14 protein-coding genes, 1 other RNA gene and 1 other annotated feature are annotated in these 15,441 nt (G+C 43.4%); of the genes, 13 read left to right on the top strand and 2 right to left on the bottom strand.

What is annotated here, in order from left to right:
- Positions 1–13: 13 nt before the first annotated feature.
- A complete protein-coding gene (gene dtd, locus MHH54_RS12390; RefSeq protein WP_003216527.1) occupies positions 14–457 on the top strand; it encodes a D-aminoacyl-tRNA deacylase in 444 nt (147 codons plus the stop codon).
- Between the two features lie 96 nt (positions 458–553).
- Here the strand turns inward: dtd and MHH54_RS12385 are convergent, their stop codons facing one another.
- A complete protein-coding gene (locus MHH54_RS12385) occupies positions 554–2,134 on the bottom strand; it encodes an SH3 domain-containing protein (RefSeq protein WP_342500295.1) in 1,581 nt (526 codons plus the stop codon).
- Positions 2,135–2,271: 137 nt separating this feature from the next.
- On the opposite strand from MHH54_RS12385, the gene MHH54_RS12380 reads away from it, so the two are divergent.
- The 5 genes from MHH54_RS12380 (at position 2,272) to MHH54_RS12360 (ending at position 7,001) form a co-directional block, all read left to right on the top strand.
- A complete protein-coding gene (locus tag MHH54_RS12380; RefSeq protein WP_003216250.1) occupies positions 2,272–2,442 on the top strand; it encodes a YrzK family protein in 171 nt (56 codons plus the stop codon).
- A gap of 58 nt (positions 2,443–2,500) precedes the next feature.
- Positions 2,501–2,740 (top strand) — a binding site (T-box leader).
- A 74-nt stretch (positions 2,741–2,814) separates the two neighbouring features.
- A complete protein-coding gene (gene hisS, locus MHH54_RS12375) occupies positions 2,815–4,089 on the top strand; it encodes a histidine--tRNA ligase (protein WP_003216423.1) in 1,275 nt (424 codons plus the stop codon).
- An 18-nt stretch (positions 4,090–4,107) separates the two neighbouring features.
- Positions 4,108–5,886, top strand: coding sequence for an aspartate--tRNA ligase (gene aspS / locus MHH54_RS12370; RefSeq protein ID WP_212046166.1), 1,779 nt, complete (start codon positions 4,108–4,110; stop codon positions 5,884–5,886).
- Positions 5,887–5,963: 77 nt separating this feature from the next.
- Positions 5,964–6,144, top strand: a non-coding RNA gene (gene ssrS / locus MHH54_RS12365) — 6S RNA.
- 92 nt (positions 6,145–6,236) lie between these two features.
- Positions 6,237–7,001 carry a tRNA threonylcarbamoyladenosine dehydratase gene (locus MHH54_RS12360; RefSeq protein ID WP_003216704.1) on the top strand — a complete coding sequence of 255 codons (765 nt, stop codon included), beginning with the start codon at positions 6,237–6,239 and terminating at the stop codon, positions 6,999–7,001.
- Positions 7,002–7,236: 235 nt separating this feature from the next.
- Here MHH54_RS12360 and MHH54_RS12355 read toward each other — a convergent pair whose 3' ends face one another.
- Entirely contained in the window at positions 7,237–8,502 is a 1,266-nt protein-coding gene (locus MHH54_RS12355; RefSeq protein ID WP_106029089.1) for a replication-associated recombination protein A, read from the bottom strand.
- A gap of 207 nt (positions 8,503–8,709) precedes the next feature.
- Here MHH54_RS12355 and MHH54_RS12350 point away from each other — a divergent pair, with 207 nt between their 5' ends.
- The 7 genes from MHH54_RS12350 (at position 8,710) to MHH54_RS12320 (ending at position 15,421) form a co-directional block, all read left to right on the top strand.
- On the top strand, positions 8,710–9,129 hold the full coding sequence (locus MHH54_RS12350; RefSeq protein ID WP_034620651.1) for an Rrf2 family transcriptional regulator: 420 nt from the start codon (positions 8,710–8,712) through the stop codon (positions 9,127–9,129).
- 18 nt (positions 9,130–9,147) lie between these two features.
- Positions 9,148–10,290 carry a cysteine desulfurase family protein gene (locus MHH54_RS12345; protein WP_106029090.1) on the top strand — a complete coding sequence of 381 codons (1,143 nt, stop codon included), beginning with the start codon at positions 9,148–9,150 and terminating at the stop codon, positions 10,288–10,290.
- A gap of 95 nt (positions 10,291–10,385) precedes the next feature.
- The gene (mnmA, locus tag MHH54_RS12340) at positions 10,386–11,504 is read left to right on the top strand and encodes a tRNA 2-thiouridine(34) synthase MnmA (protein ID WP_003216305.1); all 1,119 of its coding nucleotides are present in this window, start codon (positions 10,386–10,388) and stop codon (positions 11,502–11,504) included.
- A 60-nt stretch (positions 11,505–11,564) separates the two neighbouring features.
- Positions 11,565–12,218, top strand: coding sequence for a tetratricopeptide repeat protein (locus tag MHH54_RS12335; protein WP_003216571.1), 654 nt, complete (start codon positions 11,565–11,567; stop codon positions 12,216–12,218).
- 19 nt (positions 12,219–12,237) lie between these two features.
- Positions 12,238–14,622 (top strand): ATP-dependent RecD-like DNA helicase, encoded by a 2,385-nt coding sequence (locus MHH54_RS12330; protein ID WP_342500294.1) that lies wholly within the window; start codon positions 12,238–12,240, stop codon positions 14,620–14,622.
- A 135-nt stretch (positions 14,623–14,757) separates the two neighbouring features.
- Entirely contained in the window at positions 14,758–15,216 is a 459-nt protein-coding gene (locus tag MHH54_RS12325; protein ID WP_342500293.1) for a prc-barrel domain-containing protein, read from the top strand.
- 13 nt (positions 15,217–15,229) lie between these two features.
- Positions 15,230–15,421 (top strand): hypothetical protein, encoded by a 192-nt coding sequence (locus MHH54_RS12320; RefSeq protein ID WP_003216308.1) that lies wholly within the window; start codon positions 15,230–15,232, stop codon positions 15,419–15,421.
- Positions 15,422–15,441: the final 20 nt, after the last annotated feature.

Here is a 15,441-nt window from a genome sequence, read left to right as displayed (position 1 = left end):
AAGTATATCGTCTATGAGGCTTGTTGTGCAGCGTGTGACAAGTGCATCTGTGAAGGTAGAAGAAGAGATCACAGGAGCCATCAATGAAGGATATATGGTACTCGTTGGTGTCACACACGAAGATACAGAAGAAGATGTGCATTATTTAGCTGATAAGCTTGCACATTTACGTATTTTTGAGGATGAAAACGGGAAAATGAATCATTCGTTATTGGATGTAAAAGGAAGCGTGCTGTCTGTTTCTCAGTTTACCCTTTATGGTGATACGAGAAAGGGCAGAAGGCCAAATTTTATGAAAGCAGCCAAGCCAGATGCTGCGAACGCCCTTTACGAATGTTTCAATAAAGCCCTTAGAGAAAAAGGCATTCATGTAGAAACTGGTCGCTTTGGCGCGATGATGGATGTGTCATTGACCAATTCAGGACCTGTCACCATCTGGATGGATAGCAAAGAATAGATTTATTTTAGACTGTAGATAAACTCATGCAGGAGTTTGTTTAGAGTCTTTTTCTTTTGCGACAAAACAAAAAAGAGGCACGGTGGCCTCTTTTTTCTAGCGGAAATATTGTTTTAATCCTTCTGTCATTCCTTCTGTGACTCGTTCTTGGTAAGAGGCGCTATAAATGATGGCTTCCTCCTGAGGATTGCTTAAATAGCCGAGTTCATATAAAAGAGAAGGACGTTTGTTTTCTCTTAACACAAAATAATCTCCGAATTTGACACCCTTATCAGGGATTTGAGAGCGTTTAGCGACTTCTGTATGAACGTTTGTCGCTAATTGCTGGTCTTTTGCTGCTTGATAATAATACGCCGTACTTCCTCTGACACTTGGGTCCATAAAACTATCATAATGAAGACTAATAAATGCATCTGCATTTCTGTAATGAGATGTCGCGACCCTCGATTGAAGGCTGATAAAAGTATCTTCACTTCTAGTTAAATAAACATTTGCTCCAGAAGCCCTTAATTTGCCTGCCAGTAAATTAGCGGTTTTGATGGTAATGTTCTTCTCAAACGCACCATCTGCGCCAATCGTACCGCTGTCTTTTCCGCCATGACCTGGATCAAGAACAATCGTTTTTCCTTTTAAAGAACCAGTTCCTGACGATGAATCCTGCTGTGGTCTTGGTGCCTCGCTGCTATTTTTATTCGTTTGAACGACCCAGCTTGCCACATAACCAGTTCCGCCGTTTGATAATGTCACCTCGTACCAGTCACCTTGCGTGCGAACAATTTGATAGGCAGCACCTTTTGTGGCTCTTTCTGCAATCTGAGCAGAGGTAGAAGCACTTTTTCGAATGTTGGTGCCATCGTAAACAATGTACGCTTTCTTTTGGGAAGCCGATGAAGATGAGTTCTTTTCACCCTCCGAACTCGCTCCATTGCTTGTGACGATGTAATAGCTTGCTGCCCAGCCTTTCACGCCTTTTGCCTCAATTTCATACCAGCCGTTCTGCTCGCGCAAAATGGTGATCTGTGTGTTGCGGGCAAGTGAAGCGACGACTTGTGCATTTGGTGCCGCCGATTGCCTTACATTCAAGCTCGATACGCCAACTGTGCCTGTCTGTTTAGAGCGAGAGGACTCGCCAGCGCTTGATTGAGAAGCTTTTTGGCCGCCTGACACATAATCAGAGTGAACCCAGCCTACTGCTTGTTTATACGAAATTTTTGTCCATTCGCCGCTTGTCTGCAGCTTTTTAGCCGAAGCGCCTTGCGGGAAAGTTCCGACGACTTGATAGGAAGTCCCTGGGCCCGTCCGTATGCGAAGATCAGAGGCTGTCGATGTAATGGAACTGCTCTCTGCTGAGCTTTGATTTTGTGTCTTCGGCTTAGCAGACTTTTGGCTGCCAGATGATGTTGTAATCAGCCATGAGACGACCCAGCCTTTTTGACCGTTCGATAGCCCGATCTGCACCCATTCTCCTTGTTTCGTGAGAATGGGATAGCTTTCTCCGCGCTTCACAACAGCTGCGATTCCATAGCTTAAACCAGGACCCGTTCTCACATTGATTTCATCTGTAGCGACCACAGCTTGATCTGTTTGTGCTGTAGCATGTGCCATAGGCAAAGTACTTGCGATTAGAACAAAACAGGTAAGAAGCATCATCATTTGATTGTGTTTTTTTAGATTCAAAACGGTGTTTTCCCCTCCCTTGTAAAACCGATGAATGTAAATTCGTTATGTAATGGACTAATTCCTTGCAGTTTCCCTAATAAAATTGAATCAATCTGTTTATACTAAATAAAAACGTGATAAAAGGATGTACAAACATGAGATTAAGCAGAAAATTAGGACGAGTGCAATATAATGGACATCGTGATATCGATCGCTGGCAGCACGACGAAATGGATCAACCAGGCTTCCTTGAAGAAACCGCATCTGAATACGGATGTACGTCAAAAGAAGAGCTGGAAAAGAAAAAGAGGCACGGCAAGGGTTGACAGAGTGGCAGCACCGACCTTATTATAATATAAATCAACACACTTGAAAATTTAAAATGTGGAACTGATGATAGAGAATAGTAGGGTAAATTGCGTGAGCAGAGAGGAATCGCCTTAGGCTGAAAGCGAATCCGCATGGCATTTATCACGAAAGAACACTCTGTAGGTTTCCTGCTGAACGCTCTAAAAATGAGTCAATAGGCGGAGAACGTGAATCTGCGTTAAGGATTTGAGCGGGAACATGGCTAGATCATGTTCCAACTAGGGTGGCACCACGGGTATAACTCTCGTCCCTACTATACACATAGTAGAGGCGGGGGTTTTTTATATGTCCACATAAAAAAATGAATGATGGTCGTAGGAGGACGAAAAATGAGTTTTAATATTCCAAGAGGCACACAGGATATTTTACCTGGAGAGTCAGAACGCTGGCAGTATGTTGAACAAATTGCAAGAGATACATGTGCGGCCTTTCAATACAAAGAAATCCGCACACCGATTTTTGAGCATACAGAGCTGTTTGCACGGGGAGTAGGCGAATCAACCGATATCGTTCAAAAAGAGATGTATACATTTGAAGATAAAAAGGGACGCAGCATCACCCTTCGTCCAGAGGGAACGGCATCAACCGTACGTTCTTATGTTGAAAATAAATTATTTGCACAGCCGGCGCAGCCAACAAAGCTGTATTACATCGGACCAATGTTCCGCTATGAACGTCCGCAAACGGGAAGATATCGTCAATTTTATCAGTTTGGGATTGAAGCGATCGGTTCAAAGGACCCAGCCATTGATGCAGAAGTTATTTCCCTTGCGATGAGTGTTTATGAGAAAGCAGGTCTTTCAAACTTAAAGCTCGTCATTAACAGCCTTGGTGACAAAGAGAGCCGTGCAGACTACCGCAAGGCACTTGTTGAGCACTTTGAGCCAAGAATCGATGAATTCTGTCATGACTGTCAAACCCGTTTACATCAAAATCCGCTGCGAATTCTTGATTGCAAAAAGGATCGTGACCACGAATTGATGGCAACGGCTCCATCCATTCAAGATTACTTAAATGATGAATCACGGACTTATTTTGAAAAGGTCAAACAATACTTAACAGATATAGGCGTTGAATATGTCGTCGATCCGAACTTAGTGCGCGGCCTTGATTACTACAATCACACGGCATTTGAAATCATGAGTAATGCTGAAGGCTTTGGTGCGATTACCACATTAGCCGGCGGAGGCCGATATGATGGACTTGTTGAAGGAATTGGCGGTCCTGAATCACCAGGAATCGGTTTTGCTATGAGTATTGAGCGTTTCCTATCAGCAATCGATGCTGAAGGGATTGATCTTCCATTGCAAGATGGCATTGATCTATACATTGCTGCACTCGGTGATGATGCGAAAGATTACGCTGTTTCATTATTAAATCGTCTAAGAAAAGAAGGCATTTCAAGTGAAATGGACTATACAGGGAAGAAATTAAAAGGACAATTTAAAGCGGCTGATCGATTAAAAGCCAAGTTTATTGCTGTCCTTGGTGAAGATGAGCTGGCGCAGCACATTGTGAATGTAAAAGATACGACAACGGGTGAACAAATTGAAGTGAAGCTTGATGAGCTGATTCAAATGATGAAGGCCCACAAGAAGGCGTAAAGAAGGAGTGGAATGTTTGTGTTTGGTAGAACTTTTTATTGTGGAGAAGTAACAGAAGACCAAATCGGTCAAACCGTTGTATTAAAAGGATGGGTTCAAAAAAGACGTGACCTTGGTGGATTAATCTTTATTGATCTGCGTGACCGTACAGGAATTGTACAAGCTGTCTTCAATCCAGACCTTTCAAAAGAGGCACTTGAGACAGCAGAATCGATTCGTAATGAATATGTCCTTGATATTAAAGGAACGGTTGTCGCAAGAGAAGAAGCAACAATTAATCCAAATCTAAAAACAGGGAAAATTGAAATACAAGTCGAAACCGTCAGCGTGTTAAATGAAGCGAAGACCCCTCCTTTTGTGATTTCAGATCAAGCGGACGAGGTATCAGAAGATGTGCGCCTTAAATACCGTTACTTAGACCTTCGCCGTCCTGCTATGTTTGAAACGATGAAAATGCGACACGAGGTTACAAGAGCATTCCGCCATTTCTTAGATGACAACGGCTTTCTAGATATTGAAACACCAATTTTAACAAAAAGTACGCCAGAGGGTGCACGTGACTATCTTGTTCCAAGCCGTGTACACGAAGGAGAGTTCTATGCCTTGCCTCAGTCCCCGCAATTATTTAAACAATTGCTGATGGTCTCAGGAATGGATCGTTACTATCAAATTGCCCGCTGCTTTAGAGATGAAGACTTGCGTGCTGACCGTCAGCCGGAATTCACACAAGTCGATATCGAAATGTCCTTTATGAGTCAAGAGGACATTATGACGCTTGCAGAAGAGATGATGGCAAAGGTGATGAAAGATGTCAAAGGCGTAGAGTTAACATTGCCATTACCTCGCATGACTTATGATGAAGCGATGAACTCTTATGGATCTGATAAACCAGATACACGTTTTGAGATGAAGCTTGTCAACATTTCAGACACGGTAAAAGACTCTGATTTCAAAGTCTTTAGCGGAGCTGTAAAAAATGGTGGAGCTGTGAAAGCCATCAATGTCAAAGGGGCTGCAGCGAATTACTCAAGAAAAGACATTGATGCCCTTGGTGCATTTGCTGCGAACTACGGTGCAAAAGGTCTAGCTTGGCTTAAAGCAGAAGGGACAGAATTAAAAGGGCCGATTGCTAAATTCTTTGACGAAGCAAAGCAAGCAGAATTAAAAGAGCAGCTTCAAGTCGAAGAAGGCGACCTTTTACTCTTTGTTGCAGATAAGACGTCTGTTGTCCATGACGCACTTGGTGCCCTTCGCTTAAAACTCGGCAAAGAGCTTGAACTCATCGATGAGTCTGTATTCAACTTCTTATGGGTTGTGGATTGGCCGCTGCTTGAAAAAGATGAAGAAGAAGGACGCTTCTATGCTGCCCATCATCCTTTCACAATGCCAGTACGCGACGATCTTGAATTAATTGAGACAAGCCCAGAAGACATGAAGGCACAGGCATACGATCTTGTCCTGAATGGCTATGAGCTTGGCGGAGGTTCGATTCGTATTTTTGAAAAGGACATTCAAGAAAAAATGTTTAGCTTACTTGGGTTTTCAAAAGAAGAGGCTTATGAACAATTCGGCTTCCTTCTAGATGCTTTTGAGCACGGTGTTCCTCCGCACGGCGGAATTGCGCTTGGTCTTGACCGCTTAGTGATGCTGCTTGCCGGCCGCTCTAACCTAAGAGACACGATTGCATTCCCGAAAACGGCAAGTGCGAGCTGCGTGCTAACAGATGCTCCAGGTCATGTGAGCGAAGCGCAGCTGGATGAGTTAAGTTTAGCCATTAAAACAAAAGCAAAACAGTAAAATAGACGCATGGATATAGGCATGTAAACGCTTGAAAAAGCGGCATGCCTATGATATGCTTTCTTCAATCAATAAATAAAGTCCTGATACGTACGGTGGTTACCTAGTTTTGACCGAACATTTTTTTATACGGGAGCTTGCCTTTCCTTTCTGCATAAATGCCTCTTTAGAGGACTTATAAAGTCAGGAAGAAAGCACCCACCTGCATGGTGCGGGGTTCAAAACGAAGGAAAAGCTGGCGGCGTTGTCGGGACTTTTTTGTGTTTTTTTCTTTTTCAGAAGGATGACGAAGAAGGTTGAATATGATATGATTCTTTCGATTCATTTTAAATAAAGGTGGAGTGAGGCACTTGTTACATCAGTTTTCAAGAAACGAGCTTGCCATTGGCAAGGAAGGCTTAGATATATTAAAAAACAGTACAGTTGCAGTGCTTGGTGTGGGCGGCGTTGGTTCATTTGCAGTTGAGGCACTCGCTCGTTCAGGCGTTGGCCGTATTGTTCTTGTTGATAAAGATGATATTGATATTACAAATGTAAATCGTCAGCTGCCAGCATTGCTTTCAACAGTTGGTCAGCCAAAGGTTGACTTAATGCAGGCGAGAATCGCTGATATTAATCCAGAATGTGAAGTTGTTGCACTCAAGATGTTTTATACAGAGGAAACATATGAGCAATTTTTTGAATATCCACTTGATTATGTCATCGATGCGTCAGATACGATTCACTATAAAATTCATTTAATGAAAGAGTGTCTGAAACGAGGTGTGAACATCATTTCGAGTATGGGAGCTGCAAACAAAACAGATCCGACCCGCTTCAAAATTGATGACATTTCAAAAACACATACCGACCCAATTGCAAAAGTCGTGAGAACGCGTCTACGCAAAGAAGGGATTCGTAAAGGAATTGAAGTCATTTTCTCTGATGAAAGTCCGATTGTCATCCGCGAAGATGTCAGAAAAGAAGTTGGAAATGATGAAGCGAAGATTCGCAAGGCACAAATGCCGCCATCATCCAACGCATTCGTCCCATCTGTTGCAGGACTGATCATGGGTGGTCATGTCATTATGCAGCTTTTAAAAGATATTCCAATTACACGTGTGAAGGATAAATAAACAGCCCACCTGCTAATAGGCAGGGGCCAGCGTGTAGACAAACCCTTGCATTCGGTGTCAGATCTGCGCTTCGGTGCTCACGAATGTTAAATTCGCTCCGCTCCGATGCTCGTCCTTCCTAGACTGCAAAGGTTTTCTATTACGCTGAAAAGAAGACAAAGGGCTAAAATCAAGATCATTTTAGCCCTTTGTCAACAATCTGACAGCCCACCTGCTAATAGGCAGGTGGGCTTTTTTATTTTTGGCGTTTTAAATTCTCATATACCTGTTTTAGTGCGCCTTCAAATTTACCTGTTTGCTTTGGTTCATAGTATTGCTTGTTTTTCAGAGGATCAGGTAAGTATTGCTGCTTCACCCAGCCGTTTTCATAATCGTGTGGGTATAAGTAATCGACGCCTCTGCCAAGTGCTGTGGCTCCTTTGTAGTGAGCATCCTTTAAATGAACAGGGATTTCACCAATTTTCCCTGAACGAATGTCACCAAGTGCCGCATCGATCGCCTTATATGCTGAGTTGGACTTAGGAGAAAGACACAGTTCAATGACTGCGTTAGCCAGCGGAATTCGTGCTTCCGGGAAGCCGACTCTTTCTGCTGTTTGAACAGCGCTTAACACACGAGGGCCTGCCTGCGGACTAGCTAAGCCAATATCTTCGTAAGCCATCACGAGTAATCTCCTTGAAATGCTTTCAAGGTCTCCTGCTTCAATCAGTCTGGCAAGGTAATGCAGCGCCGCATCTGCGTCAGAGCCTCTAATGGATTTTTGAAAAGCCGAGAGGACATCGTAATGAGCATCACCATTCTTATCATGTGAGAAGCTCTTTTTTTGTAAACATTCTTCTGCTGCGGCAAGAGTGATCATAATATGCCCAGCATCATCTGCTTTTGTCGATAAAACAGCTAGTTCTAAAGCATTTAAAGCAGAGCGTACGTCCCCGCCGCATCCATTGGAAAAATGATTCATCGCTTCATCGTCCACTGTCACCTCATAACCGCCAAGTCCGCGATGTTCATCCTGTAACGCTCTTGTTAATGCAGCTTTGATTTGCTCTGTTTCAAGCGGTTTTAGCTCAAATATTTGTGTCCGGCTTCGGATGGCAGGGTTGATCGCATGATAGGGGTTAGCTGTCGTTGCGCCAATTAAAATGATCATGCCATTTTCTAAATAAGGAAGAAGAAAATCCTGCTTTCCTTTATCAAGCCTGTGAACCTCATCTAAAATGAGGATGACCTGGCCGCTCATTTTCGCTTCAGCGGCGACAGCTTCCATATCCTTTTTGTTATGAATGACCGCATTCAACGTCCGAAACGCAATGCTTGTACTGCCAGCGATCGCCGTCGCAATCGATGTTTTTCCGATGCCCGGCGGTCCGTATAAAATCATCGAGGATAAATGTTTTGCCTCGACCATTCGTCTAATAATTTGACCTTCTCCAACGAGATGCTCCTGCCCAATGATGTCTTCAATATGACTTGGGCGCATCCGGTACGCTAAAGGTTTCATGATTATCTCTCCTAAAGCAATGTCTTGTTTGTATAGAGTACCGAAATTTCTTCAAATAGAAAAGGGATGCGTCCTCTTATAGCGCTCAGAACCGGCAAATGAAAGTTGGCTAAAAGTATGATATAATTGCTTTTGGTCTATATAAGCGTATATGAAATCAGAAAAATAATTGATGACATAGAAATAGAAAACGCAGAGGTGTTTAACTTGAAAATTTCTACTAAAGGCAGATATGGTCTGACGATCATGATCGAATTAGCCAAAAAACATGGCGAAGGCCCTACATCATTAAAATCAATCGCTCAAAACAATAATTTGTCTGAGCATTATTTAGAGCAGCTTGTATCACCACTTCGGAATGCCCGTCTTGTGAAAAGTATTCGCGGTGCATACGGCGGCTATGTTCTTGCACATGAACCAAACGAGATCACAGCCGGTGATATTATTCGTGTATTAGAAGGACCGATTAGTCCTGTCGAAGTCATTGAAAACGAAGAACCAGCAAAGCGTGCACTTTGGATTCGGATTCGTGATGCAGTAAAAGACGTACTGGACAATACAACTCTTGAAGACTTGGCAAGCTATAAAGATGACGAGGATCAAGAGGCGTATATGTTCTATATTTAGATCAGAGGTGTACCGGGAATGGAACGTATCTATTTAGATCATGCAGCCACAACGCCGATGGATCAGCGTATTGTGGACAAGATGATGCCTTACTTTACAGAGATATTTGGCAATCCCTCTAGCATTCATTCATATGGGCGCGAGGCAAGAAAGTGGCTCGATGAAGCAAGAGAAGTGATTGCAGGAGAATTACACTGTAAACCACAGGAGATCATCCTCACAAGTGGAGGAACAGAGGCGGACAACCTGGCGATTACAGGTGTGGCAATGGCAAGACAGCATGAAGGAAAACATATCATCACAGCAAAAACAGAGCATCATGCGGTGCTGCACACATGTGAACGCCTAGAGAAGCTAGGATTTGACGTGACATATTTAGATGTGGATGAAACTGGATTGATTCATCTTGAACAACTAAAACAAGCACTAAGAGGTGATACGATTCTTGTGACCATCATGTACGGCAATAATGAAACAGGTGTGATTCAGCCAATCAAAGACATTGGTGAGCTTTTACACAATCACACTGCTCATTTTCATACAGACGCCGTGCAGGCGTTTGGAACAATGCCAATCGATGTAGCAGACCTTCATATTGATCTCTTATCTGCTTCTGGCCATAAGCTAAATGGTCCAATGGGAACGGGCTTTTTATATGTAAACGAAGGCGTGAAACTTTCTCCGCAAATTTTCGGAGGAGAACAAGAAAGAAAACGCCGTGCTGGCACTGAAAATGTGGCAGGGATCGTCGGACTTGCAGAAGCTGTTCAATTAACGAAGCAAAATAGAAGAGAAAAAGCCATGCATTATGGTAAGCTCAAAGAAATCATGCTACAAGTATTCGAAGAGGAATCACTCGACTTCTCTATCAATGGGCACCCGGAAGAGACATTGCCGCACATTTTAAATGTTCATTTCCCGGGCGTTTCTATCGAATCGTTACTTGTGAATTTAGATATGGAAGGAATTGCTGTTTCAAGTGGGTCTGCATGTACGGCTGGATCCGTCCTTCCTTCACACGTGTTAAGCGCCATGTATGGCGAAGAAGCAGACAAGCTGACGTCCTCAGTCAGAATAAGCTTCGGTCTTGGGAATGAAGAGGATCATGTGAAGCAGGCGGCGCGCAAGATAGTAGCTGTTGTCAAACGATTAGCCAAATAAACGTTCCTCTTTTGTTCGTGTGTGAAAAATGAAACAGCCAGGCACCTGAAGAACGAAACGCACATGCTGTTTCATTGAAAATGGAGTTGATGAAGATGACAAAAAGACCAGAAGACACAAGAGTTGTGGTCGGTATGTCCGGTGGAGTCGATTCATCAGTTGCTGCTCTTATGTTAAAGGAGCAAGGCTATGATGTAATCGGCATATTTATGAAAAACTGGGATGACACAGATGAAAATGGTGTATGTACAGCAACGGAGGACTATGAGGATGTCATCCGCGTATGCAACCAAATTGGAATCCCTTATTATGCAGTGAATTTCGAGAAGCAATATTGGGACAAAGTGTTTCAATATTTCCTTGATGAATATAAAGCGGGCAGAACGCCAAACCCAGATGTCATGTGCAACAAAGAAATTAAGTTCAAAGCGTTCCTTGAGCACGCATTGTCACTCGGTGCGGATTATTTAGCAACAGGTCACTATGCGCGCGTCGACAGAACTGGCGATGAAGTTAAAATGCTAAGAGGTCTTGATGCCAACAAAGACCAAACGTATTTCTTAAATCAGCTGACTCAGGAACAGCTTGATAAAGTCATGTTTCCAATCGGTGATCTAGAGAAAAAAAGGGTTCGTGAATTGGCAAAAGAAGCAGAGCTCGCAACAGCAACGAAAAAAGATTCAACGGGTATTTGCTTTATTGGAGAAAGAAACTTTAAAACGTTCCTCAGTCAATATTTGCCTGCACAGCCTGGCGTGATGCAGACGATGGACGGAGAAGTTAAAGGGGAGCACGATGGACTGATGTATTACACGATCGGTCAGCGCCAAGGTCTTGGCATTGGCGGTAGCGGTGATCCTTGGTTTGTCGTTGGAAAAGACTTGGAACAAAATATCCTGTTTGTCGAACAAGGTTTCCATAATCCACTTTTATATTCTGAAAGCATTTCAGCCGTCAATATTAGCTGGACTCGTCCTCATATTGTCGGTGAAAACGGTGAATTAACCTGCACAGCTAAATTCAGATACCGTCAAGAAGATCACCATGTGAAGGTGAAGATGACAGGTGAGCAAGAAGCGATGGTCATCTTTGATGAACCCGTTCGTGCTGTCACACCAGGACAAGCGGTTGTCTTTTATGATGGCGACGAATGTCTCGGCGGCGGAACAATTGACGATGTCTTTAAGGACGGCCAAAAGCTGTCGTACGTGTAACATGTTTTCAAAACCTCAACGTCGCTGTTGAGGTTTTTTAATGAAAGGATGAGAGAGCGAATGAATCATAACGAAATCGGCATAGAAGCCTTAAATCAGGGGAACATCGAAAAAGCAGCAGAAGCTTTTACGAAAGCCATTGAAGAAAGCCCGAAAGACCCGGTTCCATATATTAACTTTGCGAACTTGCTTTCAAGCATCAATGAATTTGAACGTGCGTTAAACTTCTTTCAAAAAGCAATAGAACTAGATCACGCCGCAGCTGCAGCCTATTACGGGGCAGGAAATGTATACACATTAAAAGAAGACTTTATGAAAGCAAAAGACTATTTTGAACAAGCACTTCAAGCTGGGATGGAAAATAGTGATTTATTTTATATGCTGGGGCAAACGCTCATCAAATTAGAGCAGCCGAAGCTTGCGATGCCTTATCTTCAGCGTGCCATCGAACTGAATGAAGATGATAATGAAGCAAGATTTCAATTTGGCATGTGCTTAGCCAATGAACAATTGCTGGAAGAAGCGGTGACGACCTTTACCGAGGTGATCGCGCGTGATCCGCAGCATGCAGATGCCTTTTATAATTTAGGGGTTGCGTATGCATACTTAGAGAAAAAAGACGAAGCACTTGAGATGCTAGGAAAAGCGATTGACGTGCAGCCTGACCATATGCTGGCACTACATGCGCAAAAGCTAATTCAAGAGGCAGAATAGACGGAAGGAGGGAAGACCTGTGCAGGAACATCCAGATCAAATGAAGCTTGAGGACGAACCATTTTTAAAGGGGACAGTTCAAGCCGTTATTTTCCATAATGAAAGTAATTTATACTCGGTGTTAAAGGTGAAAGTCATTGAAACATCGGAAAACTTAGAGGAAAAAACAGCATCTGTCACAGGCTACTTCCCAGCACTTCATGAGGAAGAAACTTACACCTTCTATGGCAAAGTCACAAGTCACCCGAAATTTGGTGAACAGTTTCAGGCGACTCATTTTCAAAAGGAAGTACCGACAACAAAGCAAGGAATCATTCATTATCTCTCAAGTGATTTATTCGAAGGGATAGGGAAAAAGACGGCGGAAGAAATTGTGGGGCAGCTTGGCAGTCAGACGCTTCATAAAATTATGCGTGACCCAGCTGTTTTGTATGACGTTCCGCGCTTATCAAAAAAGAAGGCAGATAAGCTGGCCGCAGCGCTCCAGGAGCATCAAGGATTGGAACAAATCATGATCAGCCTGAATCAATATGGCTTTGGTCCACAGCTCAGCATGAAGATATATCAAGTGTACGAGAGTGAAACGCTGCAGAAGATTGAAGAAAACCCTTATCAGCTCGTCAAGGATGTCGAAGGGATCGGATTTATTAAGGCGGATGAACTTGGCGCTAGAACCGGCATCTCAGGAAATGATCCAGAGCGAATCCGTGCAGCCTTGCTTTATACAGTGGAGACAGCCAGCCTTCAGGACGGTCATACGTACATACAAACAAAGGATTTGATCGTCGAAACCCGAAAACTGCTCAATCAGACAGGCAATGAGTACAAAGTGACGGAAATGGACGTCGCCAATCAGATCATTGCACTTGGCGAAGGGAAAGAGATGATCATTGAAGATGAGCGCTGCTATCATCCGTCCTTATTTTATGCCGAGCAGAGTGTCGCCAAACGTATACAAAAAATCGTCTCCCAAACGGAATATGCAGACCAATTCCCTGAATCAGAATTCCTTCTAGCCCTTGGTGAGCTAGAGGAACGGCTGGGTGTCCAGTATGCACCGACACAAAAAGAAGCGATTCAAAAGGCGCTCATGTCCCCAATGCTGCTTTTAACAGGCGGACCTGGGACTGGGAAGACAACAGTCATTAAAGGGATTGTTGAGCTTTACAGCGATCTTCACGGTGTATCTCTTGATCCGAGTGATTACAAAAAAGATGAATCCTTTCCATTTGTGCTTGCGGCGCCAACTGGACGAGCAGCTAAACGAATGACAGAATCAACAGGGCTTCCAGCTGTGACGATTCACCGGCTGCTTGGTTGGAATGGGTCAGAGGGATTCTCGCATGATGAAGAACAGCCGATTGAAGGAAAGCTTGTCATTATTGATGAATCAAGTATGCTAGATATTTGGCTTGCGAATCACTTGTTTAAGGCCATTCCTGACCATATCCAAGTGATCATGGTGGGGGATGAACATCAGCTTCCGTCTGTCGGACCAGGCCAAGTGTTAAGAGACTTGCTTGCATCACAAGCTGTGCCAGCTGTTACCCTGACAGATATTTACCGTCAGGCAGACGGCTCCAGCATTGTTGAGCTTGCACATGATATGAAAAATGGCGTCCTGCCAAAGGATATTACCGCACGTTCAAAGGATCGATCTTTCATAAAATGCTCAGTTGATCAAATGAAAGAAGTGATTGAGAAAGTCGTCAGCAATGCTGCTCAAAAAGGCTATTCAGCTAAAGACATTCAAGTGCTTGCGCCCATGTATAAAGGAAAAGCAGGCATTAATGAGCTCAATAAAATGCTGCAGCACATTTTAAATCCTAAAAAACCAAAGGGCAGAGAAATCCCGTTTGGTGATGTGGTGTACCGGACCGGTGATAAAGTGCTTCAGCTTGTGAATCAGCCGGAGAACAATATTTTTAACGGTGATATTGGCGAAATTGTCTCGATTTTTTATGCGAAAGAAAACACGGAAAAAGAAGACATGGCTGTGATCTCCTTTGATGGGAATGAAATTACCTTTACAAAAAAGGATTTTCATCAATTTACACATGCCTATTGCTGCTCCATCCACAAATCACAAGGCAGTGAATTCCCCATCGTTGTGCTTCCAGTCGTGAGAAGCTACTACAGAATGCTTCGGCGAAATCTGCTGTACACAGCCATTACACGAAGTAAAAAGTTTTTAATTCTGTGCGGCGAGGAATCAGCACTGGAGTGGGGCGTGAAAAACAATGAGGATTCGCTCAGACAAACGTCCTTAACGATGCGGCTCGTGCAAACCGAAGAGGTTATGGATGCGGAGCTTGCAGCACTTCAAAAAGAACTGCCGTTTAGCGTGCATGATGCAAATATCGGTATGGAGGGAATCACTCCATTTGATTTTATGTATGAATAAAAGGCTTCCAGATGGGAGCCTTTTTTAGCATGAAAAGAAATCCTCATATTTGGTTCATGGAAGCCATTTCTTCGTATGAGTCTTGCAGTAAACGCACACGATAAGACTGTTCCGCAAAAGGTGGTTGAGCACATTTTGAGAACATGTCGAGAGCTTGAAGGAATGTCAATCTATACAGGTGAAACGTCTCATTCACTTGGTTCGATAAAAGATATTTGCTTATTAGCCGGAGGCAGCTGCGGAGGATATGTGTTAGATGGGAAAAAGAAAGACTGTGCACTCGTTCCATTCTCGGCTGGGGATCAGCTGACAGACAAAGGCTTATATGTGAGCTGCCTGGAGGGAATAGGCATGGATTCCTCCGCCCCATCCTTCTTATTTTCGAAATTGAAAAAGAAAATGATGCAGTCGCCTGATGGTGAAAATTTAGGCATTTTGGAAGATGTATACTTTTGCACAAATTCGGGCACAATCGTAGCATATGAACTCTCGGACGGCTTCTTTACAGAGCTATCAGGGATTCGAAAACAGCTTCAGGCTGCCGGAACCTTGATCAACGTTCAAAAGGAAGCACTTGTTCTAAACCGAACGTAAAGAGGTGCTGATTATGCTCATTTGCCCAAATTGCAAATGTAAAGACATCGGAAAAATTGGGGTCAATCAATATTATTGCTGGGGCTGTTTTATTGAATTGACGCTGTCAAAAGGCAAAATATCTACACACCAAGTGGAAGAAGACGGAACACTAAGCAGCTTAGATGATCTGTTTAGTGATGATGAACGTTCAATTCAACTATAAGTGTTAAGGGGGAATTTCGA

Origin of the sequence: Bacillus sp. FSL K6-4563 (genome assembly GCF_038630405.1) — a bacterium.
Lineage (GTDB): Bacteria > Bacillota > Bacilli > Bacillales > Bacillaceae > Bacillus > Bacillus pumilus.
This window is presented reverse-complemented; position numbering and strand designations above follow the sequence as displayed.

Excerpts from the sequence above, each read along its gene's own strand:
- MHH54_RS12335 (WP_003216571.1), top strand. The coding sequence starts at position 11,565 with ATGAATCATAACGAAATCGGCATAGAAGCCTTAAATCAGGGGAACATC.
- dtd (WP_003216527.1), top strand. The coding sequence starts at position 14 with ATGAGGCTTGTTGTGCAGCGTGTGACAAGTGCATCTGTGAAGGTAGAA.
- MHH54_RS12380 (WP_003216250.1), top strand. The coding sequence starts at position 2,272 with ATGAGATTAAGCAGAAAATTAGGACGAGTGCAATATAATGGACATCGT.
- MHH54_RS12355 (WP_106029089.1), bottom strand. The coding sequence starts at position 8,502 with ATGAAACCTTTAGCGTACCGGATGCGCCCAAGTCATATTGAAGACATC.
- MHH54_RS12320 (WP_003216308.1), top strand. The coding sequence starts at position 15,230 with ATGCTCATTTGCCCAAATTGCAAATGTAAAGACATCGGAAAAATTGGG.
- hisS (WP_003216423.1), top strand. The coding sequence starts at position 2,815 with ATGAGTTTTAATATTCCAAGAGGCACACAGGATATTTTACCTGGAGAG.
- mnmA (WP_003216305.1), top strand. The coding sequence starts at position 10,386 with ATGACAAAAAGACCAGAAGACACAAGAGTTGTGGTCGGTATGTCCGGT.
- MHH54_RS12345 (WP_106029090.1), top strand. The coding sequence starts at position 9,148 with ATGGAACGTATCTATTTAGATCATGCAGCCACAACGCCGATGGATCAG.